Genomic DNA, 25,003 nt, shown 5'->3' with positions numbered 1-25,003 from the left:
CTCAGTCCTCCGCTGGCGCGCCAGCCGACGGGGCGTGGTTGCGCGGATTGGCTTCCAGTTCGGCCAGCGCGCGCCGGAGCGCCTCCGCCTCGTCGGCGCCGACGCGCTCGACGAAATGCACCAGGGCGGCCTGCCGGCCCCCGGAGTCCTCGGCCTGCGCGAGCGCGTCCACCATCAGCCCGGCGACGAGCTCGTCGCGGCCGTGCACCGGCGCGTACCGGTGGGCACGGTCGTCGCGGATTTGGGAGACCAGGTTCTTCTTGGCCAGCCTCTGCAGCACGGTCATGATCGTGGTGTAGGCGAGGTCGCGTCGCGCCGACAACGCCTCGTGGACTTGGCGGACGGTCTGGGGTTCGGGCGTGGACCACAGATGATCCATCACCGCGCGTTCCAGATCCCCTAGCCGGGTCAGCTTGGCCATAGTGCGTTCATCTCCTGAGCGTCGAAACCAGCGTACTCGCTTACTACTGGCCGTCGTATCTATCCGGGCACGACACCTCCCGTCCACAGCGAAACCATACCTTGCGAAATTAGGGCAGCCTTGCCTATGCTGATGGCGGTCGAGCGACATGACCGCGGCGAGTCCTGAGGGCTGCAGCGACCCCCGGTCTACTCGATCGGCGAGCCCCGCGCCCAGCGCGGGGCTCGCCCGTTTTGGCGGATGTTTCCTCGTCCACCGCACGGATGGCCCATGGTGTAGACACATGAGCGTGCCACCGCCACCCGATGCGCCGTTGCCCGCGAACTTCACCGCGCCGTTTGACGGCGAATTGGGGCTGCACTACACAGAACTGACGCCGGACCGCGTCCGGGCGCAGCTGGAGGTGACGCCGAAGCTGTTGCAGCCCATGGGCCTCGTGCACGGCGGCGTCTACTGCTCGGTGATCGAGAGCATGGCCAGCGTGGCCGCCTACACCTGGCTCAACGCCAAGGGCGACGGCGGCAACGTGGTCGGCGTCAACAACAACACCGATTTTCTGCGTTCGATCAGCTCCGGGACGGTGTACGGCACCGGCGAGCCGATCCACCGCGGCCGGCGCCAGCAGCTCTGGCTGGTCACCATCACCGACGACGACGATCGGGTGGTGGCCCGGGGTCAGGTGCGGCTGCAGAACCTCGAGGCTTAGCGGGCAGCGGACGCCCGCCCAGGGCTTTCAGTGTGCGGTGGCGGTTTTCAATGTGTCTGAAGGGCGGGGTTTCGGCGTTTTTCTCGCCCAGGGCGCACTCGCAACGCCGACGATTCACACCATTCGGGCCGAAAGCCGCTGTGCCGCCCCTCGATCCGACCGGCCGGACGGTTAGCTGGCCCGCCTCGCCGCCGGGCGCTTGGCCTCGGCAGCCGCCACCGCAAGCTGTTCGAGGCGGGTGCGGGCGAACGCCTGCTGCTCAGTGATGGTGAGCTGGCCGCGCCGGGTGCTCAGGAACGTGACCGTCCACGACAGCAGCGTGCTGATCTTGGTCTTGAACCCGACCAGATACACCAGGTGCAGCACCAGCCACATCAGCCAGGCGATGAAGCCGCTGAACTCCAGCGGGCCGATCTTGGCCACCGCGGAAAACCGCGACACCGTGGCCATCGAGCCCTTGTCGAAGTACTGGAACGGTTCGCGCTCGGCCGGATCGGCGCCGTTGAGTTCCGCCTTCACCGTGGAGGCGACGTACTTGGCGCCCTGGATGGCTCCCTGCGCCACCCCCGGCACGCCCTCGACGGCGGCCATGTCGCCGATGACGAACACGTTCGGGTGCCCCGGGATGGACAGGTCGGGCAGCACCTTGACCCGTCCGGCCCGGTCGACTTCGACCGATGACTGCTCGGCGAGGTCCCTGCCCAGCCCGCTGGCCTGAACCCCGGCGGACCACACCTTGCACGCGGATTCGATGCGCCGAGTGGTGCCGTCGGAGTCCTTGACCGTGATGCCGTTGCGGTCGACGTCGGTGACCATCGCCCCCAGCTGGATCTCCACACCCATCTTCTCCAGCCGCGCGGCGGCGCGCTCGCCGAGCTTCTCGCCGAACGGCGGCAGCACCGCGGGGGCGGCGTCGAGCAGGATCACCCGCGCCCGGGTGGAATCAATGCCCCGGAACGACCCCTTCAGGGTGTGGTTCGCCAATTCGGCGATCTGCCCGGCCATTTCGACGCCGGTGGGGCCGGCGCCGATGACGGTGAACGTCAACAGCTTGGCCCGTCGCTCGGGGTCGCGGGAGCGTTCGGCCTGCTCGAAGGCGCTCAGGATCCGCCCCCGCACCTCCAGCGCGTCGTCGATCGATTTCATGCCCGGCGCGAACTCGGCGAACTGGTCGTTGCCGAAGTAGGACTGGCCAGCGCCGGCCGCGACAATCAGTGTGTCGTAAGGGGTTTCGTAGGTGTGGCCGAGCAGGTCCGAGACGACGAACTGCCCCTCCAGGTCGATGTGGGTGACGTCGCCGAGCAGCACCTGAACATTGCGCTGCCGGCGCAGGATCACGCGGGTCGGCGGCGCGATGTCGCCTTCGGACACGATGCCGGTGGCCACCTGATACAGCAGCGGCTGGAACAGGTGGTGAGTGGTACGCGCGATCAGTTTGATGTCAACGTTCGCGTGCTTGAGCTTCTTTGCCGCGTTGAGCCCGCCGAATCCCGATCCGATGATGACGACTTGGTGGCGACGGTCGGGTGCAGCAGTGGTTTCTGCCTGCGTGCTCATGTTCGGGTTGCTCCTGATCGGGGTCGCTGGACGCGCGATTCCAGTTAGCTACCACGCTAGTGAAGGCGATACCCCGAAACCCAGATCGTAAGCATGTGTAATGAACCACATCACGCATCGGGCCTGCTCGAGTGAACGTGATACTGGTCATGCCCGAAGCGCGATGCGGGCTGCGTTACAGCCCCACGATCGGGCGCAAGGCTTCGCCGACCGCGGCGATGGTGCCGGGTGTGTAGAACGGCATGTTGATAATCACCCCGTCGATCCCGGCGTCGAGCACCTTGGTCTTGAGTTGCTCGGCGACCGACTCGGCGCTGCCGACCACCGCGCGCTGGGTCATCTCGGCGGGGATCTGGTCGGTGTTGAAGTTCTCGTCGACGACCGCGGTGGTCAGGGTGCTGGTCTCCAGCGTGGCCGGGTCGCGGCCGATCTCTTCGCACCGCTCCCGCACGACCTTGAGCTTGCCGGGCAGCTCGTCGAACCCGGCGATGACGTTGAGGTGGTCGAAGTGGCGCGCGGCGAGCGGGATCGTCTTCTTCTCGCCGCTGCCGCCGATCATCAGCGGAATGTGGTCGCGGAAGCGGGGATTGGCCACCGCCTCCTTGGCCTGATACCACTTGCCGGAGAAGGTCGGCCGCTCGCCCTTGATCATCGGGAGGATGATCTGCAGCGCCTCCTCGAGCCGGTTGAACCGGTCGGTGAAGGTGCCGAATTCGAAGCCCAGCTGGTCGTGCTCAAGCTCGAACCAGCCGGTGCCGATGCCGAGGATCGCCCGGCCCTGGCTCACCACGTCCAGCGTCGTGATGATCTTGGCGAGCAGCGTCGGGTTGCGGTAGGTGTTGCCGGTCACCAGGGTGCCCAGCTGCACCCGTTCGGTCGCGGTGGCCAGGGCACCCAGCGCCGTGTAGGCCTCCAGCATCGGCTGGTCGGGATCGCCCAGCATCGGCAGTTGGTAGAAGTGGTCCATGACGAAGACCGAGTCGAATCCGGCCGCTTCGGCCTCTTGAGCCTGGGCGATAACAGTGGGGAAGAGCTTGTCCACCCCGGTGCCGTAGGAAAAGTTGGGAATCTGCAAACCAAGTCGGATAGCCACGTCATTCACCGTAGCCACCGGCCTGGTATCAGAACCAGGGTCCGCGATTCAGCCTCAGGCGAAACTCGCCAGCGCGCCGTGGCTCACGTGCAGGGTCTGGCCGGTGATGTGGCGAGCCGCCGGGGTGGTGAGGAACCGCGCCAGGCGTGCGACCTCCGCGGCGACAGTCGGCGGGGTGCGCGACAGCCCGTCGTAGCCCGCCTGGGCGCTGCGCCCGCTGGCGACGGTGTTGACCGTGATCCCGCGGGTTCCGAAGGCTTCCGCCTGTCCCGCGGTCCAATTCGACAGCGTCGCCTTGATCGCGGCGTCGATGCTTCCGGCGGGCGGGTTCTCCGCCACCACGCTGATGATCGAACCGCCCGACCGCAGGTTGTCGCCGACCGCCTGCACGGTTAGCGCCACCGACAGCACGGTCGCATCCAGGGCGTTGCGCCAAGCTTTGGCCGTGTCGGCCAGCGAGTAGGTGCGCGGGTCGCCCGGGTCCCAGGCCGGCGCCGGCACGTTGACGATGGTGTCGAGGTGATGGGGGAACAGCCCGCGCGCTTCGGCGAGGCTGGCCGGGTCGCAGGTGTCGCAGACGATGGCGTCGACGTCCAGTTCCTTCGCGGCGACCTCGAGATCGCTGCGGCGCGCGCCCACGAGGGTCACCTTGTGGCCGTCGTCGCGGAAGCCCTCGGCCACTACGCGTCCCAAGTCCGTGTCGCCCCCGGTGACCAGAACCTCCACTGCCATGACCTCCTCGTGTTCAACGTTGAACCCAGAAGCTGCCTGGGACCTCAGCGCGTTTATGGCATTAATCTAAGAAGATGTTACTGGACGGTAGCTAGTCCGCGAAACTCCGGGCGCCGCGACGCGCGGAAAATTTGCATAACTATTCGGTCGCCGCTTGTTTGCGACGATTTGGCGGTCGCGCGACCGCATCGTCGGCGGGCTAGGGTGCACCCATGCGGCGGATCGGGTTTTTGGCCGGGTTGGTCTCGACGATCGTGCTGGCGGGCCTGATCGGTTGCAGCTCGAAAACGCCGTCGTCATCATCCCCTCAGCCGCCCCAGCCCGCCGGCAAGGTCGTCGTCTTCGCCGCGGCCTCGCTGAAGCCGGCGTTCGGTCAGATCAGTGACCGGTTCAAGGCCCAAAACCCCGGCAGCACTGTGGATTTCGAGTTCGCGGGTTCGTCCGAGCTCGCCAAGCAGCTGACTCAGGGCGCGACGGCCGACGTCTTCGCGTCGGCGGACACCGCGCAGATGGACACGGTCGCCAAGGCGGGGCTGCTGGCCGGCAGCCCGACCAACTTCGCGTCGAACACACTGGTCATCGTGACGGCGCCGGGCAACCCGAAGAAGGTCGGATCCTTCGCGGACCTTGCCAAGCCGGGGCTGAGCGTGGTGATCTGCCAAAAGCCGGTGCCGTGCGGATCGGCGACCCAGCGCGTCGAGGACAGCACCGGCGCGCGCCTCAACCCGGTCAGCGAGGAACTCAACGTGACTGACGTCCTCAACAAGGTCACCACCGGGCAGGCCGACGCCGGGCTGGTCTATGTCACCGACGCCCACAGCGCCGGGAACAAGGTGGCGACGGTGAACTTTCCCGAGGCCGCCGGCGCCGTGAACGTCTATCCGGTCGCGGTGTTGAAGAACGCCGCCCAGGCGACGCTGGCGCAAAAGTTCGTGGCCATGGTGACCGGTGACGTCGGTCAGAACATCCTGGCCCAGTCGGGCTTCGCCAAACCCTGAGCCGTGCACCGGCCTACGGCGCTGCCCCGGTGGGTGTACATCCCCGCCGCCGCGGGGACCGCGTTCGTGGTCGTGCCGCTGATTGCGATCGCGATCAAGGTGGACTGGCCGAACTTCTGGTCGCTGATCACCAGCCCCTCGTCGCGGACGGCGCTGCTGCTGAGCCTCAAGACCGCCGCCGCCAGCACCGCCCTGTGTGTGCTGCTTGGCGTCCCGATGGCGCTGGTGCTGGCCCGCAGCACGGCGCGCGTCGTCCGGCTGCTGCGGCCGCTGATCCTGCTGCCGTTGGTGCTGCCGCCGGTGGTGGGGGGCATCGCGTTGCTCTATGCGTTCGGCCGGCTGGGACTGATCGGGCGATACCTCGAGGCCGCCGGGACGAGCATCGCCTTCAGCACAACGGCGGTGGTACTGGCGCAGACGTTCGTCTCGCTGCCGTTCCTGGTGATTTCCCTGGAAGGCGCCGCGCGCACCGCGGGCGCCGACTACGAGGTGGTGGCGGCGACGCTGGGCGCCCGACCGAGCGCGATCTGGTGGCGGGTGACCCTGCCGCTGCTGCTGCCCGGGTTGACGTCGGGGGCGGTGCTGGCGTTCGCCCGCTCGCTGGGGGAGTTCGGCGCGACGCTGACGTTCGCCGGGTCCCGTCAGGGGGTCACCCGAACCCTGCCGCTGGAGATCTACCTGCAACGGGTGAGCGACGAAAACGCGGCGGTGGCGCTGTCGATCCTGCTGGTGGCAGTGGCGGCGGTGGTGGTGCTGGGCCTGGGCGCGCGCCGGCTCACCGGGGTATCCGCATGAGCGAGTTGCAGCTGCGCGCCGTCGTCGCCGAACGCGGACTGGATGTGGAGTTCTCGGTGTCCCCGGGTGAGGTGCTCGCGGTCCTGGGCCCCAACGGCGCGGGCAAGTCAACCGCCCTGCACGTCATCGCGGGGCTGATTCGGCCCGACGAGGGCGTCGTGCGGCTGGGGGACCGGGTGCTGACCGACACCGCGGCCGGCGTGCACGTGGTGACCCACGATCGCCGGGTCGGGTTGCTGCTGCAGGACCCGCTGCTGTTCCCGCACCTGAGCGTCGCCGCCAATGTCGCGTTCGGGCCACACAGCCGCCGGGGCCGGTTCCGTTTCGCCCGTGCCGATAAGAAGGCGACGGCGCTGCGCTGGCTGCGCGAGGTGGACGCCGAGCGCTTCGCCGACCGAAAACCCCGAGAGCTGTCCGGGGGTCAGGCCCAACGGGTTGCGATCGCCCGCGCATTGGCGGCCGAACCCGACGTATTGCTGCTCGACGAGCCACTGGCCGGGCTCGACGTCGCCGCGGCCGCGGGCATCCGCGCGGCGCTGCGCGACGTCGTCACCCGAACCGGCTGCGCGGTCGTCCTGATCACCCACGACCTGCTGGACGTGTTCACGCTGGCCGACCGGGTGCTGGTGCTCGAGTCGGGAAAGATCGCCGAAATCGGGCCCGTGGCAAAGGTTCTCACCGCGCCGCGCAGCCATTTCGGCGCCCGCATCGCGGGCATCAACCTGGTCAACGGCGCCGTCGGCCCCGACGGCTCGCTGCACGATCGCGCCGGTGCCCACTGGCACGCGACCCCGGCCCAGGAGCTGGACGCCGAGGTGGTCAACGCGGTCGCGGTGTTCCCGCCCACGGCGGTGGCCGTGTACCGGGACCGGCCGCACGGCAGCCCCCGCAACACGGTCGAGGTGACGGTGGCGGAGCTGGACGCTCACGGATCGGCCGTCCTGGTGCGCGGCCGGGAACAGTCGGATGGCGCCCCGGGGCTGGCCGCGGAAATCACCGCGGACGCGGCCGCGGAGCTGCGGCTGACGCCCGGGGAGCGGGTGTGGTTCACGGTCAAGGCCCACGAGGTGACGCTGTATCCGGCGCCGCACTGACCTGCACCGACGGCCGCAAGATTGCACATCGGCAACATCGCAAGAACCGCCGCACGGCACCCTTGCGTCACAGCCGTAACGCGGTAGGTTCGTCGCCATGGATCAGGTGGACTCGAACTCGACACGTCGGAAAGGGCTGTGGGCGACGCTGGCGATCGCCGCGGTGACCAGTGCCAGTGCCGTCGCTATCGCGTTACCGGCGACCTCGAACGCCGACCCCGAGACACCGACCCCGGTCCCGCCAACAACGACGCCGGCACCGGCGCCCGCGTCGCCGACGACGGCGGCCCCGGCGCCCGGGTCGCCGACGCCCACGACGCCGCCTCCCGGTGCGCCGGGATCGCCGCAGCCTCAACCGGGTGATCCCAACGCGACACCGCCGCCGCCGGTCGACCCGAACGCGCCCCCGCCGCCGCCCGTCGACCCCAACGCGGGTCGGATCGGCAACGCCGTGGGCGGCTTCAGCTTCGTCCTTCCCCCCGGCTGGGTGGAGTCCGACGCGACCCACCTCGACTACGGCTCGGAGCTGCTCAGCAAGACCACCGGCCAGCCGCCGGCGCCGGGGCAGGCGCCGCCGGTTGCCAACGACACCCGCATCGTGATGGGCCGGCTGGACCAAAAGCTTTACGCCAGTGCCGAAGCCAGCGACGCCAAGGCCGCCGTCCGGCTGGGCTCCGACATGGGTGAGTTCTTCATGCCCTATCCCGGCACCCGGATCAACCAAAGCGCCACCCCGCTGACCGGCGCCAACGGGATCACCGGAAGCGCGTCGTACTACGAGGTGAAGTTCAGCGATCCGTCCAAGCCGAACGGTCAGATCTGGACCGGTGTGGTCAGCGGGCCCTCGGCGGGCAACGGTCCGCCGCAGCGCTGGTTCGTGGTGTGGCTTGGGACCTCGAACGACGCGGTGGACCAAGGCGGCGCGAAGGCGCTGGCCGAATCGATCCAACCGTGGGTCGCGCCGGCCGCGCCCGCCCCGGCGCCCGGCGCCCCCGCGACCGCGCCCGTTCCCGGCGCACCGGCGCCCGCTCCGGCACCGGCTGCTCCGGCGCCTGCTCCCGGCCAAGCGCCGGCCAGCGAAGTCACTCCCATTGCTGCGCCGCAGCGGGCTTTGCCGGCCTGATCTGCAGGGTGTGCAGCCAGGGCGGATCCCGGTGATTCCGCCCGGGCCTCACGCGCCGCGCCGACGATTCGCACCCAAACGGCGGCACCGCCTAATTAGACACACGTAGCTTTACGCAAAGCGGGTATACGCAATCCCGGTTCAGCAGTGAGCTGGCTTTGCCCTCGATTGCAAGGAGACCCGCATGGACGTCATGGCAGCAACCGACTTTCTCGCCCGTTCGACGACAACGACCAGCGTCGGCTGGATCGGCTACATCATCATCGGCGGGCTGGCAGGGGCGCTCGCCAGCAGGATCATCAGGGGCAGCGGGGCCGGCATCCTGATGGACATCGTCATCGGCATCGTCGGCGCGTTGATCGGCGGCTTCATCCTGAGCTTCTTCGTCAACACCGCGGGCGGCGGGATCATCTTCACCTTCTTCACCGCGCTGCTCGGCGCCGTGCTCCTGCTCTGGGTCGTCGGCATGGTCCGCCGGGCCTGACCCGGCCTAACCCGTTGCGGCCGTGCCGGATACCGGCATGATGGGGTGATGGCCGACGCGGTGACGACCACGACGATGCGCGCGTGGCGGGTCCGCCGCCCCGGCCCGATGGCGAGCGGCCCACTCAAGCAAGTCACCGCCGAGGTGCCCCGTCCCGCACCGTCGGAGTTGCTGGTCGCCGTGCGGGCATGCGGCGTCTGCCGCACCGACCTGCACGTCACCGAAGGCGACCTGCCGGTGCACCGCACCGGGGTGACGCCGGGGCACGAGGTGGTCGGCGAGGTCGTCGAAGTCGGGGCCGAGGCCGGTGACGAGTTCAAAACGGGCGACCGGGTGGGCATCGCCTGGCTGCGCCACACCTGCGGCGTGTGCAAGTACTGCCGCCGCGGCAACGAGAACCTCTGTCCGGAGTCCCGCTACACCGGGTGGGACGCCGACGGGGGATACGCCGAATTCGCCACCGTCCCAGCCGCTTTCGCGCACCACCTGCCGAGCGGCTACAGCGACAGCGAGCTGGCGCCGTTGTTGTGCGCGGGCATCATCGGATACCGGTCCCTGCTGCGCGCGGAGCTGCCTCCCGGTGGTCAGCTGGGCCTCTATGGCTTCGGCGGGAGCGCCCACATCACCGCGCAGGTCGCGTTGGCGCAGGGCGCCGAGGTGCATGTGATGACCCGCGGGGCCGAGGCACGCGAGCTGGCGCTGAAACTCGGCGCCGCGTCGGCCCAGGGCGCGGCCGATCCGCCGCCGGTGGCGCTGGACGCCGCGATCCTTTTCGCGCCGGTCGGCGAGCTGGTGCTGCCCGCGCTTCAGGCGCTGGACCGCGGTGGCACCCTGGCGATCGCGGGCATCCACCTGTCCGATATCCCGCCGCTGAACTACCAGCGTCACCTGTTTCAGGAGCGCCAGGTCCGATCGGTCACGTCGAACACGCGGGCCGACGCGCGCGCATTCCTCGACTTCGCGGGCGAACACCGCATCGAGGTGACCACGCCGGAATATCCGCTTGCCCGGGCCGACGAGGCCCTGAGCGACCTGAGCGCCGGTCGCATCGCCGGCGCCGCGGTGCTGCTGGTCTAACCGCTCAGGTCGACAGGTGCCAGACCAGCGCCGCCGCCAGGGCGCCAAGTCCGTTCAGTGACCAGTGCAGGGCGATCGGCGCGATCAGGCTGCCGCTTCGCCGGCGCAGCCAGCTGAAGACGAAGCCGGCCGCCCCGGTGGCCAGGACCGCCAGCGTCACGCCGGCCACCATCCCGGCGAGCCCGCCGCCGAACAGCCGGGTGAAGCCGACGTTGTTGCTGGTCAGCCCCAGCGACGTGGCGACGTGCCACAGACCGAACAGCAGCGACCCGCCCAGCGCCACCCCCCGAAAGCCCCAGGCCCGGTTCAGCGCGCCGTGCAGCACCCCGCGAAATGCGAGCTCCTCGGGGATCACGGTCTGCAGCGGGATGATGACCATCGAGGCGATCAGGGCGCCGGAGATCGTGGCGTAGTGGTTGTTCAGGAACATCGGCCGGGTCATCGGCAGCAGGATGCCGATCGCGATGACCGACGCCACGACGGCCACGGCGCCAAGCGCATACGCCAGCCCGGGCCGCCAGTGTTCGCGGCCGAGGCCCAGGTCGGTCCAGCCCAACCCGCGGTAACGCATCAAGGCGACGAGCCCGACGGCGGCGGCGGGCACGGTCGCGATGCTCGCCCACGGCGTGGTGAAGTGCGCGATCAGGTTGGTCAGCACCAGCACGATGACCACGACGGCGATATCGAGATGGAACCGGAACGGGTGCGGCGCCACGAGATCGGTGTCGGCAACCGTCGCGTCGGGCATCGGGCCAGCTTACCTGCCGATCGCGTTCGCCCAGCTCAGTCGCTCAGGAGGGCTGAGCCGCGGCGGCTTGCCGGCGGGCGCGGAAGGCCTGGACCTTCGCTCGGTTGCCACAGGTGCTCATCCCGCACCAATGCCGGTTCTGGGCTCGCGACGCGTCGACGTACAGCCGCGTGCAGCCGGGATGGGAGCACCTTTTGACTTTGCCGATGTCGGGTCCGGCATAAAGGTCGAGGAGGTCGGCGGCCAGGCCCGCGAGCAGCTGTTGCACGGTACCGCTGCGGCTGACCGATCCGTCCGGGTGCAACGTCGGCGTGAGCTGGGGTCGGGACGCGTATGCATTCAGCAGATCAACATCGGCGGCGTCGGGCCGGCCGCCCTCCAGCCCCGCGACGACGACCCGATAGATGGCTTCGCGAACCGCGATCGCCGACGCGACTTCATCGTCGGTCATCTCGAGCGGCGTATCGACCAGCCCGGCGCCGACCGCCCAGTCCGACACCCGCTGCGGGTCGGTCAACAATTCCTCGCGACGCGCCGAGCCCCGATATTTCAGCGTGCCCGCGAAGTCCAAACACCGCCGCCCGCTCACGTAGACGAACTTCATGTAACCACCTTGACAGGTTTCATGGTCCGCGGCAAGATGTAACTATCTAAAACGGTTACACATCCAGCGGACGGGAGGAACTCATGGCTACGACCGTGTGGACCTTGCTCTCCATCCTGGTCATTGCGCCGCTGAGCGCCCTGGCCGTTGACCGGCCCCTGCACGGCAATTGGATCTGGCATATCGACGCCGACAAGCCGAGGGACTACGGCGAGCCTTCCGGCGTCACCGGCAATCCCCGCGCCGCGTAGCGCGGGCCGATCCGGCGGTCGTCCCACCGCGGTCGGGGCGCTTACCCACTCCGCCGCTGACGCGCTGTCCCATAAGCGTTTACGCGTACTAAACGGAAATTCAGCACAGCGATCAAATGTGAAAGTCATAATCACCTTCGTGGGCGCGGCGAGCCTCGCCGCCGGGGTAGGCCCGGACGACGAAGGAAACACGACATGCACACCAAGCACACCGTGAAGAAGATCGTCGCGGGGACATTGTTGTCGGGTGGCGTCGCGGTGGTCGGTTGCCGCCCAACGGCTTTCGAGGAGGTTGCCCGTCAGTCGTTGGGCTTGATCGTCTCCCAGGTCCACCCCGAAATCGCGGGGTCGTCCTCGCCGTGCTCGCGGGTGTAGATCCTCGCGGCGAGGCGGGCGTCGGCCATGCGCTGACGCAGCAGCGCGGCCTGGCTGGCCAGCCCGTCGACCCGGTCGATGACGTCCATGACCAGGTGAAAGCGGTCGAGGTCGTTGAGCATCACCATGTCGAACGGCGTCGTCGTGGTGCCGCGTTCCTTGAAGCCGCGCACGTGGATGTGCGCGTGGTTGGCGCGACTATAGGTGAGGCGGTGGATCAGCCACGGGTAGCCGTGGTAGGCGAAGATGACCGGCCGGTCGCGGGTGAACAGCGCGTCGAATTCCCTGTCCGGCAAGCCATGTGGATGCTCGGATTCCGGTTGCAGCCGCATCAGGTCGACGACGTTGACCACCCGGACGGCCAGCCCGGGCAGTTCGCGACGCAAGATGTCGGCGGCGGCCAGGGTTTCCTGAGTCGGAATGTCGCCGGCACAGGCCAGCACCACATCGGGCTCGGCCACCGCGGACCCCGCCGTGCTGGCGAATTCCCAGATGCCCAGGCCGCGGGTGCAGTGGGCGATGGCCTGGTCCATGTCCAGGTAGGCGAGCGCGGGCTGCTTGCCGGCGACGATGACGTTGACGTAGTCGCGGCTGCGCAGGCAGTGGTCGGCCACCGACAGCAAGGTATTGGCGTCCGGCGGCAGGTACACACGCGTCAGCTCGGCCCGCTTGTTGGCGACCAGGTCGATGAACCCGGGGTCCTGATGCGACGCTCCGTTGTGATCCTGGCGCCACACGTGCGAGGTCAGCAGGTAGTTCAACGACGCGATCGGCCGCCGCCACGGCAGTTCTCGGCTGGTGGCAAGCCATTTCGCGTGCTGGTTCAGCATCGAATCGACGATGTGGACGAACGCCTCGTAGCAGTTGAACAGGCCGTGCCGCCCGGTCAGCAGATAGCCCTCCAGCCAGCCCTGACACAGGTGCTCGGAGAGCACCTCCATCACGCGGCCGTCGGGCGCCAGGTTCTCGTCGTCGGGCCCGATGGCAGACAGCCACACCTTGGAAGTCGCCCCGAACACCGCGTCCAGCCTGTTGGAGGCGGTCTCGTCGGGGCCCATCAGGCGGAACCGGTCGGAGTTGCGGGCGATCACGTCGCGCAAGAAGGTGCCCAGGACCCGGGTGGCCTCGTGCATCTCGGCGGCCGGCCGTTCCACCGGCACGGCGTAGTCGCGGAAATCCGGCAGGTCCAGGTCGTGCAGCAGCAGCCCGCCGTTGGCGTGCGGGTTGGCGCTCATCCGCCGGTCACCGCGCGGCGCCAGCGCCCGCAGCTCGCGACGCAGCGCGCCGTCGTCGTCGAACAGCTCTTCGGGCCCGTAGCTACGCAACCATTCCTCCAGCTGCGCGCGGTGTTTGGGGTTGTCGTGGGTTTCGCTCAGCGGCACCTGGTGGGCGCGCCAGGTGCCCTCCACCTTCTTGCCGTCGACCTCCTTCGGCCCGGTCCAGCCCTTGGGGGTGCGCAGCACGATCATCGGCCATACGGGCCGCTCCGCGCGGCCGCCGGTGCGGGCGGCGCGCTGGATGGCCGCGATGTCGTCGAAGGCGTCGTCGAGCGCGGCGGCCAGCTGCTGGTGCACGTTGGCCGGGTCGTCACCGGCAACCGTGATGGGCCGGTAGCCGTAGCCGCGCAGCAGCGATTCCAGCTCGGGGTGAGGGATGCGGGCCAGCACCGTCGGGTTGGCGATCTTGTAGCCGTTGAGATGCAGGATCGGCAGCACCGCGCCGTCGCTGACCGGGTTGAGGAACTTGTTGGAGTGCCAGCTGGCGGCCAGGGGCCCCGTCTCGGCCTCGCCGTCGCCGACGACGCAGGCCACCACCAGGTCCGGGTTGTCGAAGGCGGCGCCGTAGGCGTGCACCAGCGCGTAGCCCAGCTCGCCGCCCTCGTGGATCGAGCCCGGCGTCTGGGCCGCGACGTGGCTGGGGATGCCGCCGGGAAAGGAGAACTGCCGGAACAACTTCCGCAAGCCTTCGACGTCTTCCTCGATGCCGGTGTAAACCTCGCTGTAGGTGCCCTCGAGGTAGGCGTTCGCGACGAGTCCGGGGCCGCCGTGACCGGGCCCGGTGACGTAGATGACGTTGGCGTCGCGGTTGCGGATGACCCGGTTCAGATGCGCGTAGATCAGGTTGAGGCCGGGCGTCGTGCCCCAGTGCCCCAACAGGCGGGGCTTGACGTGGTCGGCCGACAGCGGTTCGGTCAGTAGCGGGTTGTCCAACAGGTAGATCTGACCGACAGAGAGGTAATTGGCGGCGCGCCAATACTTGTCGATGAGGGCGAGTTCGTCGTCGGAAAGGGTTTCGGGCACGGACGTTCGGGTTTCGAGGCTCACCCGCCCGATTGTCCGCGCCGCCGATGAACCTCGCCAGAAACGAAAGTCACTCTTCGCCGCGGGCGCGCGCCTCGTAGGACCGGCGCTTCTCGACATCGACGTCGTCGGTGAAGACGTGGTCGCCGCCGAGCAGGCGGTTGAGCCCCTCGGCGATACGGCGCGGCCAAAATTTCTGCGACACCACCATCGCGCCGGCGGCCTTCGTGATCCGCACCCGCGGCTTCGGATGGGCGACCAGCCGGACGATCGCGTCGGCGATCTCGGCGGGCTCGGCGTTGCGGAATCCCTTCATGCCGGGGGTCCCGGCGACCAGCTCGGTGTTGACGAACGTCGGCAACACCGTGGAGAACTCCACGCCGGCCGAGCGGTACTCCAGCCGGGCCGAGTCCGTGAACGCGATGACCGCGTGCTTGCTGGCGCAGTAGCTGGCCAGCCCGACGATGTAGAGCTCGCCGGCCAGGGAGGCGACGTTGATGACGTGCCCGGATCGGCGGGGGACCATGCGCTGCGCCGCCAGCTTGCTGCCCAGGATGACGCCGTAGACGTTGATGTCGAGGATGCGGCGGGTGACCGCGTCCGGCTCGTCGATGATCCGCCCGACGGGCATGATGCCGGCGTTGTTGATCAGCACGTCGATGGGGCCGAGCTGGCGCTCCACCTCGTCCAGGAAGTCCGCGAACGAATGCGCGTCGGTGACGTCGAGTTTCCCGTAGACGTCGAGGCCGAGCGCGGCGCCCGATTCCTTCACCCGCACCTCGTCGATGTCCCCGATCGCGACCTTGGCGCCCAGGTTGTGCAGCGCGGTCGCGGTGGCCAGCCCGATCCCGCGGGCGCCGCCGGTGATGACGACGACCTTGTCGCGCACCTTCACGCCGATTGAAGCCGTGTCGGCCATCTTCGTCGTCCTTCCCGAAAGTTGACGGGTGTCAATTCTGGCGATTATGCCCGATACTGCACCCGTGATCGAGGTGCGGGCGGCCGTCCCGGCCGACGCACGCGACGTGGCCCGGGTGCAGGTCCGGTCGTGGCAGTCGGCGTATCGCGGGCTGATCGACCAGGCCTACCTCGACGGCCTCACGCCCGAGTTCTTCGCCGGCCGGTACACCTTCGATCGGGTCGGGCTTCAGCTGCCGTCAACCGTGGTCGCGGTCGACGATTCGGCGATCCGCGGCCTGGCGACCACGGGCCTCTGCCGCGAGATGGAGCTGTCGAATTTCGGTGAGCTGATGGCGATCTACGTCGACCCCGCGCACGCGCGAACCGGCATCGGGCGGCTGCTGATGGCCGCCGCGCGCGAGCGGCTGCGCCGGCTCGGCGTGGCGGGGGCCGTGCTGTGGGTGTTGGACGGGAACCTCGGCGCCCGCCGGTTCTACGAACGCGACGGGTGGCGAATCGACGGAGCCTGCCGCACAGAGACTTTCGGTGACACGCCCGTGCGACAGGTGCGCTACCGCTGCGCGCCGGTCTAGTGCACGCTCAGCCACACCAGGCTGGCGCCGCCCACGACGGCGCAGTAGACCGCGAACGGCGTCAGGGTGCGCGTCTGGAAATACCGCGTCAGAAACCGCACGGCCAGGTAGGCGCAGACGAACGAGGCGACGCTGCCGGCCAGGACCTGGCCGCCGATGCCGGCACCGAGCGGGCCGAACAGGTCCGGGATCTTGTACACCCCGGCCGCCAGGATGATCGGGGTGGCAAGCAGGAACGAGAAGCGGGCGGCGTCCTCGTGCGACAGCCCGCGCCAAAGGCCGGCCACCATCGCAATGCCGGAGCGGCTGATGCCGGGCAGCAGCGCCAGGATCTGCGAGGAGCCGATCACCAGCCCACGACCCATCGGCAGTTGGGCCAGCCGGTTGTCGATGGCCTCACCGCGATGGTCCTCGTGCTCCTCGTCGCCGGTCGGTGAAACGCGGCGGCGCAGGACCTCGCCGGCATACAGCGCGATGCCGTTGAGCAACAGGAAAGCCGCCGCCGGAATGGGTTTGCCCAGCGTGGTCCGGAACAGGTGCTCGAGGGCCACCCCGGCCAGGCCCACCGGGATGGTGGCGACGACGATCAGCCAGGCCAGCCGCTCGTCGAGCGTCTGAATTCGGCGATACCGCAGCGAGGAGAAGAAGCCGGCCACGATCCGCAACCAGTCCCGCCAGAAGAACACCAGCAGCGCGGCCGCGGTCGCGACGTGCAGGCCGACGATGAAGGCGAGGTAGGGCGATTCGGGCGTGGAGACGTTGAGGTCCCGGCCCCATTGCCCGCCGACCAGCGCCGGCACCAACACCGAGTGCCCCAGGCTGGAGACCGGGAACAGCTCGGTGACGCCCTGGAACGCGCCGACTACCACGGCCTCGACATAGCTCAAGTGCGCGGTCATTGGGTGGGGCGCCTCCATCCGGGGTCGTGGGCGACAAGAACTACCGAGCGTAGCCGGTCGGAATTCGCGCGCGAACCGGCTTGGGCGGCTGGGCATTTGGCCACCGGTAACGTGCTCGCGGGCCGCCGACGACCAGGCAGGTACGGTGAGCGGATGGCGGAGGGGCTGCTCGACACCGTGCGCGTGCTGGACCTGTCCAGCGGCAACGCCGACGCGGTGACCCGCCTGTTTGCCGACCTGGGCGCCGACGTCCTCAAGATCGAATTCCCCGGCGGCAGCCTGGGCCGCGACGACCTGCCGGCGCTGGCCGGCGCGAGCATCCCGTTCGCGCTGCACAACGCCAACAAGCGCGCCGCGGTGCTGGACCCGCTCGAGGACGGCGACTGCGGCCGGTTCCTGGACCTGGCCGCCGAGGCCGACATCGTCGTGGACAGCGGCCTGGCCGGGCACATCGGCGCGTTCGGGATGACGGGCGCGGAGCTGGCGGCCCGCTACCCGCACCTGGTGGTGCTGTCAGTCACCGACTTCGGCGAGACGGGTCCGCGGTCCGCGTGGCGCGCCACCGATCCGGTGCTGTTCGCGATGTGCGGCTCGCTGGCGCGGTCCGGTCCCACCACCGGCACCCCGGTGTTGCCGCCGGACGGCATCGCCTCGGCCACCGCCGCGGTGCAGGCGGCGTGGGCGGCGCTCGTCGCCTACTACAACCGATTGCGCTGCGGCACAGGCGATTACATCGATTTTTCCCGGTTCGATGCCGTGGTGATGGCGCTCGACCCGGCGTTCGGCGCGCACGGGCAGGTCGCCGCCGGCATCCGCCACAGCGGCCGGTGGCGGGGGCGCCCGAAGAACCAGGACGCCTACCCGATCTGCCCCTGCAAGGACGGCTACGTCCGGCTGTGCGTGATGGCGCCCCGGCAGTGGCGGGGGTTGCGTCGCTGGCTGGGGGAGCCCGAGGAGTTTCAGGACCCCAAATACGACGCGATCGGCGCCCGGATGGCAGCGTGGCCCGAGATCAGCGTGCTGGCCCAGGCGTTGTTCGCCGAGCAGACGATGAAGGACCTGGTCGCCGCCGGTCAGGCGCACGGCGTGCCGATCGCCGCGGTGCTGCCGCCGTCGTGGGTCCTGGGCGCCGAACATTTCCAAGAGGTGGGCGCGATCACCGAGGCCGAGCTGCTGCCGCGGGTGCGGACCAGCGTGCCCACTGGGTATTTCGTCGTCGACGGGCAGCGCGCGGGTTTCCGCACGCCGGCCCCGGCCATCGGGCAGGACCAACCGTATTGGCGCGGGAATCCGGTGCTGGTGCGGGCACCGTCGGGCAGGGTCGGCGACTATCCGCTCACCGGGCTGCGGATCCTCGATCTGGGCATCATCGTCGCGGGCGGCGAGCTGAGCCGGCTGTTCGGCGACCTGGGCGCCGAGGTCATCAAGGTGGAAAGCGCCGAGTACCCCGACGGGCTGCGTCAGGCCCGCGAAGGCGACGCCATGAGCGAGTCGTTCGCGTGGACCCACCGCAATCACCTCGGGCTGGGCCTGGACCTGCGCAGCGCCGAGGGCAAGGACATATTCCGCCGGCTGGTCGCCGAGGCCGACGCGGTGTTCGCCAACTTCAAGCCGGGAACCCTTACCGCCCTTGGCTTTAACTACGAGGCGCTGCGCGCTATCAACCCGCGGATCGTGCTCGCCGGCAGCAGCGCCTACGGCAATAGCGGCCCCTGGCGCACGCGGATGGGCTACGGTCCGTTGGTCCGCGCCGCCACCGGCGTCACCCGGCTGTGGACCTCGGACGAGGCGGACGAGCAGGCGGGCACGGGACGGCACGCCTTCTACGACGCGACGACAATCTTCCCCGATCACGTTGTCGGGCGGGTCACCGCGATCGCGGCGCTGGCCGCGCTGATCCATCGCGATCGCACCGGCGGCGGGTGCCACGTCCACATCTCGCAGGCCGAGGTCGTGCTCAACCAGCTCGACACGCTGTACGTCACCGAGGCCGCGCTGGCCGCGGGCGTCGGCCCCATCCGCGCCGACACCAGCCTGCACGCGGTCTACCCGTGCGCGGGCGACGACGAATGGTGCGTCATCTCGATCGGCTCCGACGACGAATGGCGCTGCCTCGCAGGGCTTCTCGACCATCCGCAGTGGGTCGACGACCCACGGTTCGCGACCGGCGAGGCGCGCCTCGCCAACCGCCGCGAATTGATCGAGCTGGTGTCGGCCTGGACCCGCACCCGCACCCCGCTGCGCAACACCGAACTGCTGCAGGCAGCCGGTGTCGCGGCCGGGCCGATGAACCGCCCGCCGGACATCCTCGAGGACCCCCAGTTGATCGAGCGAAAACTGTTCAGCGACATGACCCATCCGCTGATCGAGCGCCCGATGCCCGCGGAGACGGGCCCGGCGCCGTTCCAGCACATCCCGCCGGCCCCGCAACGCCCGGCGCCGCTGCCGGGCCAGGACACCCGCGCCATCTGCCGCAACCTGCTCGGGATGAGCGCCGACGAGATCGAGCGGCTGATCCGGGACGGCGTGCTGTTCGCGACGCCGGGGCCTGCCTAGCCAGGGGCTGCGGCCGAGCGTGCGGCTGGCCGCACGTTCGATGCCCAGCGTGCGGCTGGCCGCACATTCGATGCCTATCGCCGGCCGGATCCATAGGCACGCTAAATTCGTCGGATGACCGTCGATCCCAGGACACCGGTGTTGATCGGCTACGGCCAGGTCAACCACCGCGACGAAATCGACCCGGCGACGCGGTCGGTCGAACCGGTGGACCTGATGGCCGTCGCGGCCCGGGAGGCCGCGGAGGCCCGGGTGATCCAGGCGGTGGACTCCATCCGCGTGGTGAACGTGTTGTCGGCCCACTACCGCGACCCCGCGCTGCTGCTGGGCGAGCGGCTGGGCGCGGAAGGATTCAGCACCCGCTACAGCCCCGTCGGCGGCAACGTCCCGCAGACGCTGGTCAACCAGGCCTGCCTGGACATCCAGGCGGGCCGGGCCGGTGTCGTGCTGCTGGCCGGCGCCGAGACGTGGCGCACCAGGCGGGGGCTGAAGGCCAAGGGCGGCAGGCTCGAGTGGACCGTGCAGGACGAATCCGTGCCGTTGGGCGCGGTCACCGGCGAGGACATCCCGATGTTCGGCGACGCGGAGCTCAAGAGCGGGCTGAACCTGCCGGCATTCGTCTACCCCCTGTTCGAACAGGCGCTTCGCATCGCCAACGGCGAGTCGGTCGACGACCACCTCAGGCGCGTTAGCGAGTTGTGGGCGCGGTTCAACGCCGTCGCGGTCGACAACCCGCACGCGTGGATCCGCAAGCCGGTGACCGCCGAGGAAATCCGGCGCGCCGGACCGCAGAACCGCATGATCAGCTGGCCCTACACCAAGCTGATGAACTCCAACAACATGGTCGACCAGGGCGCCGCGCTGGTCCTGGCGTCGGTCGAGCAGGCGCAACGCCTGCAGGTCCCCGCCGATCGGTGGGTATACCCGCACGCCGGCACCGACGCCCACGACACCCCGTCCATCGCCGAGCGCGACGAGCTGCACCGCTCGGCGGCCATCCGCATCGCGGGCGCACGTGCCCTGCAGCTGGCCGGGCTGGGCATCGACGACGTCGACTACGTCGACCTGTACTCCTGCTTCCCGTCCGCCGTGCAGGTCGCCGCCGCCGAACTCGGGCTGAGCGCCGACGACCCGGCCCGGCCGCTCACCGTCACCGGCGGGCTGACCTTCGCGGGCGGCCCGTGGAGCAACTACGTCATGCACTCCATCGCCACCATGGCCGAATTGCTGGTGGCCAACCCGGGCCGGCGCGGCCTCATCACCGGCAACGGCGGCTACCTGACCAAGCACAGCTTCGGCGTCTACAGCACCGAGCCGCCGGCCTCGTTCCGTTGGGAGGACACACAGCCGGACGTGGATCGCGAACCCACCCGGGAGGGCCTGGTCGAGTGGGACGGCGTCGGGACCGTCGAAGCATGGACCACACCGTTTGACCGCGAGGGACAGCCCGAGAAGGCATTCGTGGCGGTGCGGACGCCCGACGGGGCCCGCACCCTGGCCGTCATCGCCGATCCCGGCGCCGCCGAGGCAACCGTACGCGAAGACATCGGTGGCGCCAAGGTTGCCGTCACCCCGGACGGCCTCGCGTCGCTGCGGTAACCGGCCGGTTACAACACCACGGGCCAAAGGTCCCGAAAACGGGGTAACGGTCGCGTAAGTGACATCAACTTGCCTATTGTCGGGTTGGACGTTGGGGGAGGTGAGCCCAGGTGCACGTCCTGGTTACCGACGCCACCGGCGCCGTAGGCCGGCTGGTCGCACGGCAACTCATCGCTGCCGGGCACACGGTCAGCGGGATAGCTGAACACCCCCATCCCTGCCTGGACCCCGCCGTCGAACTCGTTTGCGCGCCGCTGAGCGACCCCGTCGTGCAAGACATGGCCGACGAGGCCGACGTGGTGATTCACCTGGCCCCGGCGGACCCCCGCGCGCCCGGCGGCACCGACGTCGACGGGATCGCCTACGTGACCCACGCGGCCGCCCGCGCCGGCGCGCGGCTGCTGTTCGTGTCCCAGGCCGCCGGCCGGCCCGAGCTCTATCGACCCGCCGAGGAGCTGGTGTCCACGAGCTGGGCACCGAGCCTGGTCGTCCGGATCGCGCCGCCGGTCGGCCGCCAGCTCGACTGGATGGTGTGCCGCACCGTGGCCACGCTGCTGCGCACCAGGATTTCTGCGGGTTCCACCCGACCGATGCGCGTGCTGCACGTCGACGACCTGGTCCGGTTCCTGGTTTTCGCGCTGAGTAGCGACCGCACCGGGGTGGTGGACCTCGCCACCCCGGACACCACCAACGTGGTCACCGCGTGGCGGCTGCTGCGCGCCGTCGGCCCGCGTTCGCGGCTGAACGGGGTTCGCAGCTGGTCGAAACTGGTTCCGAAGATGGATATCACTGCGGCGCAAGAGGATTGGGGCTTCGAATTCGGCTGGCAAGCGCTCGAGGCGGTCGCCGACACCGCGCGCGGCCTCGCCGGGCGCCGGCTCCTTCCCGAGGGCGCGCTCAGCCACGGCGGCCAGGTGGCGCTGCCGGTGGAGGTACTCCCGCGGCCACGGCCGTCCGACGAGTTGCACAGCGCGGCCCCCGAGGGGCTGGAGGGCGAGTTCGACGACCGCATCGATCCCCGGTTTCCAGTCTTCAGTGCGGCCCGGCTCGCCGAGGCGCTGCCCGGCCCGCTGACGCCGATAACGCTCGACGTCCAGCTGAGCGGGCTGCGCACGGCCAGCCGGGTGCTGGGGCAGGTGCTCGCGCTCGGCGGGGTGGTCGACGACGAGTGGAGCAGCCGGGCGATCGCGGTCTTCGGCCACCGCGCCTACGTCGGGGTGTCGGCCAACGTCGTCGCCGCCACCCAGCTGCCCGGATGGGACCAGCAAGCCGTCGCCCGGCACGCCCTGGCCGATCAACCCCAGGTGGGTGACGTCCTGCCGTTCGGCGAGCCGAGGCTGGCCGAGGGGGCGCTCGGGTCGCTCGCCAAAGCGGTCGTGACCGCGCGCTCGCTGACGGTGATGCGTCACCTCAAGCGGGACACGCTGGCGTACGGCGGGGCCGCGGAGGCCGAACACGCCGATGCCGCGCAGCTGGCGGCGCTGCCGGACGCCGCGCTCGAGGTCCGCGTGCCGCTACTGCGGGATCGCATCCACCAGGGCTGGATCCTCACCGCGCTGTGGCTGATCGATTCGGGCGTGACCACTGCAGCGCTGGAGCCCATGCGCGCCGCGTCCCGGGTGTCGGGGCTGGACATGATCATGGAAAGCGCCCGCATCGCGGCCGAGACCGCCGAACTGGTGGCGGCGTTGCGCAGCGATCCGCCATTGTGCGCGCTGGCCGCCGAGGGCAACGTCGGCAGCATCCGCGCCCTGTCTCCCGACACCGCCGCCGCCCTCGACGCCGCCGTCGCCAGGATCGGGCACCACGGGCCGGGTGCGGCCGAGCTGTCCAGCCGGGTGTTCAGCGACGATCCGGCGATGTTGCTGACGGCGGCCGCCGCGCTGGCCGGGCCCGAAGGGGGCGCCGCGCCCGGCGGGCCGGCCCCGGCGGCGAACCTCGTGCGGCGGGTGGCCGCAAACGCCCGCGCCTCGCGCGAGCTGGCCCACGACACCACCCTGCGGTTCACCCATGAGCTGCGAATGACGTTGCGCGAGTTGGGATCCCGGCGCGTCGCGGCGGACATCCTCGACGCCGCCGACGACGTCTACTACCTCACCAGCGACGAACTGTTCACCATGCCGGCCGACGCGCGGCTGCGGGTCAAGCGCCGCCGGGCCGAACGGGAGCGATTGCAGGCCCAACGCCCGCCCGACGTCATCGACGGGCGCTGGACGCCCGTCGACCAGGGCGGCGACGCCTGAACCACATCAACCCAGCAGCCCGCGCAAGAACAGCGCATTGCGTACCGCGTGGCCGCCCAGGTCGTTGTTGAAATACATCCACACGTCCCTGCCGTCGCGGTCCCATTCGGTGATCTGGTCGGCCCAGCGCCGCAGCTGCTCGTGCGAGTAGCAGCCCGCGTAGATCGCGTCCTGGTCCGGGCCGTGCATGCGGATGTACACCAGATCGGTGGTAGCGCGCGGCACGCACGCCAGCCCGGCGCCGCTCATCACCACGTAGGCGGCGCGGCGGCGTTCCAGCAACTCGTATACCGCCGGGTCGTTCCAGGACGGGTGGCGCAACTCGACGGCCACCCTGATGGGCTCGGGCACGCTGGCCAGGAAGGCATCCAGCCGCGCGTCGTCGCGCTGCTGCTCGGGATGCAGTTGGACGAGCAGCACCCCGCGGCGGTCGCCCAGCAGCTGCCAGCAGCGCTCGAACCGCTCGATCCACGGCTCGGGGGACGACAGCCGGCGATAGTGCGTCAGCCCGCGATGCGCCTTGACCGACATCCTGAACCCGTCGGGCAGCTGATCGCGCCAACCGGCGAACGTCGAATCCTTCGGCCAGCGATAGAAACTCGCGTTCAGCTCGACGGTGTCGAAGACCTCCACGTAGCGGGCCAACCGTCGCGCCGAGGGTAACCCGGTCGGGTAGAGCACATCCGCCCAATGGTTGTAGGACCATCCGGAGGTGCCGATCCGGACGGTCAACGCCGGCTCATCCGGCCACCTGCCGGCGCACGTCGTCGTCAAGTGATGCCCGCACGAGCGCGGCCGCCAGCCGCGCGTTGGCCCGAGGAGCGAGGGCGCCCAGCTTCGCAGGCTGAGCCGGCAGACCCAACTGCCTGGCCGCCGCGGTGGCACGGCCGTCGAAATAGGGCCGCACCCAGGGCCAGACGTCTTGCACTTCGCGCAGGTAGATATCGGCGCCGGTGTCGCCAATTCCCTTGAATCTCTTCAGCATCCGTTTCGCCGCGGCGACGTCGTGGCGGCAGCTTTCGGCCATTTCCCGCAGATCGCCGTGGTACTCGTCGCGGACCCGCTCGGCGATGTCGGTGAGTCGGGTGGCCGAACTCTCGTCGTAGCGCACGTAGTGGGCGCGACCGAACGCGCTGATCATGGTGCGCCGGTCGGACGCCAGTACCGCCTTGGGGGAGCGCAGGCCCGCCTTGAACAATTCACGGCCGGCGCTCATAGCGACGGTGGCGTCGATCGGCTTGCTGGCGAGCATGCACAACACCAGCAACTGGAACAGCGGCATCGGCTTGTCGTGGATCTTGACGCCGGCCTCGGCCGCATACGTCGTGCCGGCGACCTTCAGCAGCCGCCGCACCCCTTCGTCGCGCTTGTCCACACCGCACCGCTTACCCGAACCACCCTCGAGCAAACCGCGGCACTCACTTCGGGGGCAGGCTGCGGGCGTAGCCGACGCCCTTGGTGACCCAATCCTGCAGCTGCCGTTTCGTTCCCACGCCGCCGGCATCGACGCGCAACCAGCCGCGCGCTTCCCGGCCCGCCATCACCATGGGCCCGACGTGGGCACGCTTGAGCAGTTTGTCGGTCTCCTCCGGCGGCACCCGCACCAGCAGTCCGCCCTGTCCGCTGGCGGCCACGGACATGTTGCCGTTGATCAGGAACGCCAGACCACCGAACATTCGCTTTTCCTCGACACCGCGCTCGGCGCCGAGCAGTTCGCGGATCCGGTTGGCCAGGTCTTCGTCGTAGGCCATGGGCCGACCATAGCCCCGGGGTCCGACAACCACCGAACCTGTAATTCTGCACGCCCTCACCCGCACTTTCGCTGCAGATTTAGAGGTTCGGTGAACGTGGGGAC

Annotated in this window: 24 protein-coding genes; 12 read left to right on the top strand and 12 right to left on the bottom strand. The window is 69.6% G+C overall.

Annotated features, from left to right (window positions below; translation table 11 throughout):
- Position 1: 1 nt before the first annotated feature.
- Positions 2-421 (bottom strand): BlaI/MecI/CopY family transcriptional regulator, encoded by a 420-nt coding sequence (locus AC5Y4S_RS28340; protein ID WP_500035862.1) that lies wholly within the window; start codon positions 419-421, stop codon positions 2-4.
- 289 nt (positions 422-710) lie between these two features.
- On the opposite strand from AC5Y4S_RS28340, the gene AC5Y4S_RS28335 reads away from it, so the two are divergent.
- Positions 711-1,127: a PaaI family thioesterase gene (locus AC5Y4S_RS28335; RefSeq protein ID WP_500035881.1), complete on the top strand. Its 417-nt coding sequence runs from the start codon at positions 711-713 to the stop codon at positions 1,125-1,127.
- A gap of 171 nt (positions 1,128-1,298) precedes the next feature.
- Here AC5Y4S_RS28335 and AC5Y4S_RS28330 read toward each other — a convergent pair whose 3' ends face one another.
- The 3 genes from AC5Y4S_RS28330 to AC5Y4S_RS28320 all read right to left on the bottom strand — a co-directional run bounded on the left by AC5Y4S_RS28330 (position 1,299) and on the right by AC5Y4S_RS28320 (position 4,509).
- Positions 1,299-2,684, bottom strand: a complete 1,386-nt coding sequence (locus AC5Y4S_RS28330) for an NAD(P)/FAD-dependent oxidoreductase (protein ID WP_500035861.1) — start codon at positions 2,682-2,684, stop codon at positions 1,299-1,301.
- Between the two features lie 175 nt (positions 2,685-2,859).
- On the bottom strand, positions 2,860-3,777 hold the full coding sequence (locus tag AC5Y4S_RS28325; RefSeq protein ID WP_500035860.1) for an LLM class F420-dependent oxidoreductase: 918 nt from the start codon (positions 3,775-3,777) through the stop codon (positions 2,860-2,862).
- Positions 3,778-3,831: 54 nt separating this feature from the next.
- On the bottom strand, positions 3,832-4,509 hold the full coding sequence (locus AC5Y4S_RS28320; RefSeq protein ID WP_500035859.1) for an SDR family oxidoreductase: 678 nt from the start codon (positions 4,507-4,509) through the stop codon (positions 3,832-3,834).
- A 212-nt stretch (positions 4,510-4,721) separates the two neighbouring features.
- Here AC5Y4S_RS28320 and modA point away from each other — a divergent pair, with 212 nt between their 5' ends.
- The 6 genes from modA (at position 4,722) to AC5Y4S_RS28290 (ending at position 10,080) form a co-directional block, all read left to right on the top strand.
- Positions 4,722-5,507 carry a molybdate ABC transporter substrate-binding protein gene (gene modA, locus AC5Y4S_RS28315; RefSeq protein ID WP_500035858.1) on the top strand — a complete coding sequence of 262 codons (786 nt, stop codon included), beginning with the start codon at positions 4,722-4,724 and terminating at the stop codon, positions 5,505-5,507.
- 3 nt (positions 5,508-5,510) lie between these two features.
- Entirely contained in the window at positions 5,511-6,302 is a 792-nt protein-coding gene (locus tag AC5Y4S_RS28310) for an ABC transporter permease (protein WP_500035857.1), read from the top strand.
- Positions 6,299-7,396, top strand: a complete 1,098-nt coding sequence (locus AC5Y4S_RS28305; protein ID WP_500035856.1) for a sulfate/molybdate ABC transporter ATP-binding protein — start codon at positions 6,299-6,301, stop codon at positions 7,394-7,396. Before AC5Y4S_RS28310 ends, AC5Y4S_RS28305 begins: the two co-directional genes overlap by 4 nt.
- 97 nt (positions 7,397-7,493) lie before the next feature.
- Complete coding sequence (locus tag AC5Y4S_RS28300; RefSeq protein WP_500035855.1) at positions 7,494-8,519, top strand: alanine and proline-rich secreted protein Apa; 1,026 nt, start codon at positions 7,494-7,496, stop codon at positions 8,517-8,519.
- A 184-nt stretch (positions 8,520-8,703) separates the two neighbouring features.
- Positions 8,704-9,003 (top strand): GlsB/YeaQ/YmgE family stress response membrane protein, encoded by a 300-nt coding sequence (locus AC5Y4S_RS28295; protein ID WP_068188741.1) that lies wholly within the window; start codon positions 8,704-8,706, stop codon positions 9,001-9,003.
- A 48-nt stretch (positions 9,004-9,051) separates the two neighbouring features.
- Complete coding sequence (locus AC5Y4S_RS28290; RefSeq protein WP_500035854.1) at positions 9,052-10,080, top strand: zinc-binding alcohol dehydrogenase family protein; 1,029 nt, start codon at positions 9,052-9,054, stop codon at positions 10,078-10,080.
- Positions 10,081-10,084: 4 nt separating this feature from the next.
- On the opposite strand, the gene AC5Y4S_RS28285 is transcribed toward AC5Y4S_RS28290, so the two are convergent.
- Both AC5Y4S_RS28285 and AC5Y4S_RS28280 read right to left on the bottom strand, forming a co-directional pair.
- Positions 10,085-10,828: a CPBP family intramembrane glutamic endopeptidase gene (locus AC5Y4S_RS28285; protein WP_500035853.1), complete on the bottom strand. Its 744-nt coding sequence runs from the start codon at positions 10,826-10,828 to the stop codon at positions 10,085-10,087.
- A 43-nt stretch (positions 10,829-10,871) separates the two neighbouring features.
- Positions 10,872-11,432, bottom strand: a complete 561-nt coding sequence (locus tag AC5Y4S_RS28280; RefSeq protein ID WP_500035852.1) for a CGNR zinc finger domain-containing protein — start codon at positions 11,430-11,432, stop codon at positions 10,872-10,874.
- An 83-nt stretch (positions 11,433-11,515) separates the two neighbouring features.
- On the opposite strand from AC5Y4S_RS28280, the gene AC5Y4S_RS28275 reads away from it, so the two are divergent.
- Entirely contained in the window at positions 11,516-11,683 is a 168-nt protein-coding gene (locus tag AC5Y4S_RS28275; protein WP_500035851.1) for a hypothetical protein, read from the top strand.
- A gap of 299 nt (positions 11,684-11,982) precedes the next feature.
- Here the strand turns inward: AC5Y4S_RS28275 and AC5Y4S_RS28270 are convergent, their stop codons facing one another.
- Both AC5Y4S_RS28270 and AC5Y4S_RS28265 read right to left on the bottom strand, forming a co-directional pair.
- Positions 11,983-14,382, bottom strand: a complete 2,400-nt coding sequence (locus AC5Y4S_RS28270) for a phosphoketolase family protein (RefSeq protein WP_500035850.1) — start codon at positions 14,380-14,382, stop codon at positions 11,983-11,985.
- Between the two features lie 46 nt (positions 14,383-14,428).
- Positions 14,429-15,277, bottom strand: a complete 849-nt coding sequence (locus AC5Y4S_RS28265) for an SDR family oxidoreductase (protein ID WP_500035849.1) — start codon at positions 15,275-15,277, stop codon at positions 14,429-14,431.
- Between the two features lie 46 nt (positions 15,278-15,323).
- On the opposite strand from AC5Y4S_RS28265, the gene AC5Y4S_RS28260 reads away from it, so the two are divergent.
- Positions 15,324-15,851, top strand: a complete 528-nt coding sequence (locus AC5Y4S_RS28260) for a GNAT family N-acetyltransferase (RefSeq protein WP_500035848.1) — start codon at positions 15,324-15,326, stop codon at positions 15,849-15,851.
- Here AC5Y4S_RS28260 and AC5Y4S_RS28255 read toward each other — a convergent pair.
- Positions 15,848-16,750: an undecaprenyl-diphosphate phosphatase gene (locus AC5Y4S_RS28255; protein WP_500035847.1), complete on the bottom strand. Its 903-nt coding sequence runs from the start codon at positions 16,748-16,750 to the stop codon at positions 15,848-15,850. The two genes, AC5Y4S_RS28260 and AC5Y4S_RS28255, sit on opposite strands and share 4 nt — an antisense overlap.
- Before the next feature lie 153 nt (positions 16,751-16,903).
- On the opposite strand from AC5Y4S_RS28255, the gene AC5Y4S_RS28250 reads away from it, so the two are divergent.
- The 3 genes from AC5Y4S_RS28250 to AC5Y4S_RS28240 all read left to right on the top strand — a co-directional run bounded on the left by AC5Y4S_RS28250 (position 16,904) and on the right by AC5Y4S_RS28240 (position 23,148).
- Positions 16,904-19,306, top strand: coding sequence for a CoA transferase (locus AC5Y4S_RS28250; RefSeq protein WP_500035846.1), 2,403 nt, complete (start codon positions 16,904-16,906; stop codon positions 19,304-19,306).
- 114 nt (positions 19,307-19,420) lie between these two features.
- The gene (locus AC5Y4S_RS28245) at positions 19,421-20,905 is read left to right on the top strand and encodes an acetyl-CoA acetyltransferase (protein WP_500035845.1); all 1,485 of its coding nucleotides are present in this window, start codon (positions 19,421-19,423) and stop codon (positions 20,903-20,905) included.
- 110 nt (positions 20,906-21,015) lie between these two features.
- The gene (locus AC5Y4S_RS28240; protein WP_500035844.1) at positions 21,016-23,148 is read left to right on the top strand and encodes an NAD-dependent epimerase/dehydratase family protein; all 2,133 of its coding nucleotides are present in this window, start codon (positions 21,016-21,018) and stop codon (positions 23,146-23,148) included.
- A 6-nt stretch (positions 23,149-23,154) separates the two neighbouring features.
- Here AC5Y4S_RS28240 and AC5Y4S_RS28235 read toward each other — a convergent pair whose 3' ends face one another.
- The 3 genes from AC5Y4S_RS28235 to AC5Y4S_RS28225 are packed head-to-tail and all read right to left on the bottom strand — an operon-like array spanning position 23,155 to position 24,899.
- Complete coding sequence (locus AC5Y4S_RS28235) at positions 23,155-23,880, bottom strand: DUF72 domain-containing protein (protein WP_068177054.1); 726 nt, start codon at positions 23,878-23,880, stop codon at positions 23,155-23,157.
- Between the two features lie 7 nt (positions 23,881-23,887).
- On the bottom strand, positions 23,888-24,523 hold the full coding sequence (locus AC5Y4S_RS28230) for an endonuclease (RefSeq protein WP_500035843.1): 636 nt from the start codon (positions 24,521-24,523) through the stop codon (positions 23,888-23,890).
- Positions 24,524-24,566: 43 nt separating this feature from the next.
- Complete coding sequence (locus AC5Y4S_RS28225) at positions 24,567-24,899, bottom strand: TfoX/Sxy family protein (RefSeq protein ID WP_500035842.1); 333 nt, start codon at positions 24,897-24,899, stop codon at positions 24,567-24,569.
- Positions 24,900-25,003: the final 104 nt, after the last annotated feature.

This window comes from Mycobacterium sp. NGS64, assembly GCF_059812245.1.
This window is presented reverse-complemented; position numbering and strand designations above follow the sequence as displayed.

What these genes read in the sequence shown, in the direction of transcription:
- AC5Y4S_RS28290 (WP_500035854.1), top strand. Translation starts at nt 9,052, where the DNA reads ATGGCCGACGCGGTGACGACCACGACGATGCGCGCGTGGCGGGTCCGC.
- AC5Y4S_RS28305 (WP_500035856.1), top strand. Translation starts at nt 6,299, where the DNA reads ATGAGCGAGTTGCAGCTGCGCGCCGTCGTCGCCGAACGCGGACTGGAT.
- AC5Y4S_RS28245 (WP_500035845.1), top strand. Translation starts at nt 19,421, where the DNA reads ATGACCGTCGATCCCAGGACACCGGTGTTGATCGGCTACGGCCAGGTC.
- AC5Y4S_RS28255 (WP_500035847.1), bottom strand. Translation starts at nt 16,750, where the DNA reads ATGACCGCGCACTTGAGCTATGTCGAGGCCGTGGTAGTCGGCGCGTTC.
- AC5Y4S_RS28275 (WP_500035851.1), top strand. Translation starts at nt 11,516, where the DNA reads ATGGCTACGACCGTGTGGACCTTGCTCTCCATCCTGGTCATTGCGCCG.
- AC5Y4S_RS28340 (WP_500035862.1), bottom strand. Translation starts at nt 421, where the DNA reads ATGGCCAAGCTGACCCGGCTAGGGGATCTGGAACGCGCGGTGATGGAT.
- AC5Y4S_RS28265 (WP_500035849.1), bottom strand. Translation starts at nt 15,277, where the DNA reads ATGGCCGACACGGCTTCAATCGGCGTGAAGGTGCGCGACAAGGTCGTC.
- AC5Y4S_RS28260 (WP_500035848.1), top strand. Translation starts at nt 15,324, where the DNA reads ATGCCCGATACTGCACCCGTGATCGAGGTGCGGGCGGCCGTCCCGGCC.
- AC5Y4S_RS28300 (WP_500035855.1), top strand. Translation starts at nt 7,494, where the DNA reads ATGGATCAGGTGGACTCGAACTCGACACGTCGGAAAGGGCTGTGGGCG.
- AC5Y4S_RS28295 (WP_068188741.1), top strand. Translation starts at nt 8,704, where the DNA reads ATGGACGTCATGGCAGCAACCGACTTTCTCGCCCGTTCGACGACAACG.
- modA (WP_500035858.1), top strand. Translation starts at nt 4,722, where the DNA reads ATGCGGCGGATCGGGTTTTTGGCCGGGTTGGTCTCGACGATCGTGCTG.
- AC5Y4S_RS28330 (WP_500035861.1), bottom strand. Translation starts at nt 2,684, where the DNA reads ATGAGCACGCAGGCAGAAACCACTGCTGCACCCGACCGTCGCCACCAA.
- AC5Y4S_RS28320 (WP_500035859.1), bottom strand. Translation starts at nt 4,509, where the DNA reads ATGGCAGTGGAGGTTCTGGTCACCGGGGGCGACACGGACTTGGGACGC.
- AC5Y4S_RS28280 (WP_500035852.1), bottom strand. Translation starts at nt 11,432, where the DNA reads ATGAAGTTCGTCTACGTGAGCGGGCGGCGGTGTTTGGACTTCGCGGGC.
- AC5Y4S_RS28250 (WP_500035846.1), top strand. Translation starts at nt 16,904, where the DNA reads ATGGCGGAGGGGCTGCTCGACACCGTGCGCGTGCTGGACCTGTCCAGC.
- AC5Y4S_RS28225 (WP_500035842.1), bottom strand. Translation starts at nt 24,899, where the DNA reads ATGGCCTACGACGAAGACCTGGCCAACCGGATCCGCGAACTGCTCGGC.
- AC5Y4S_RS28285 (WP_500035853.1), bottom strand. Translation starts at nt 10,828, where the DNA reads ATGCCCGACGCGACGGTTGCCGACACCGATCTCGTGGCGCCGCACCCG.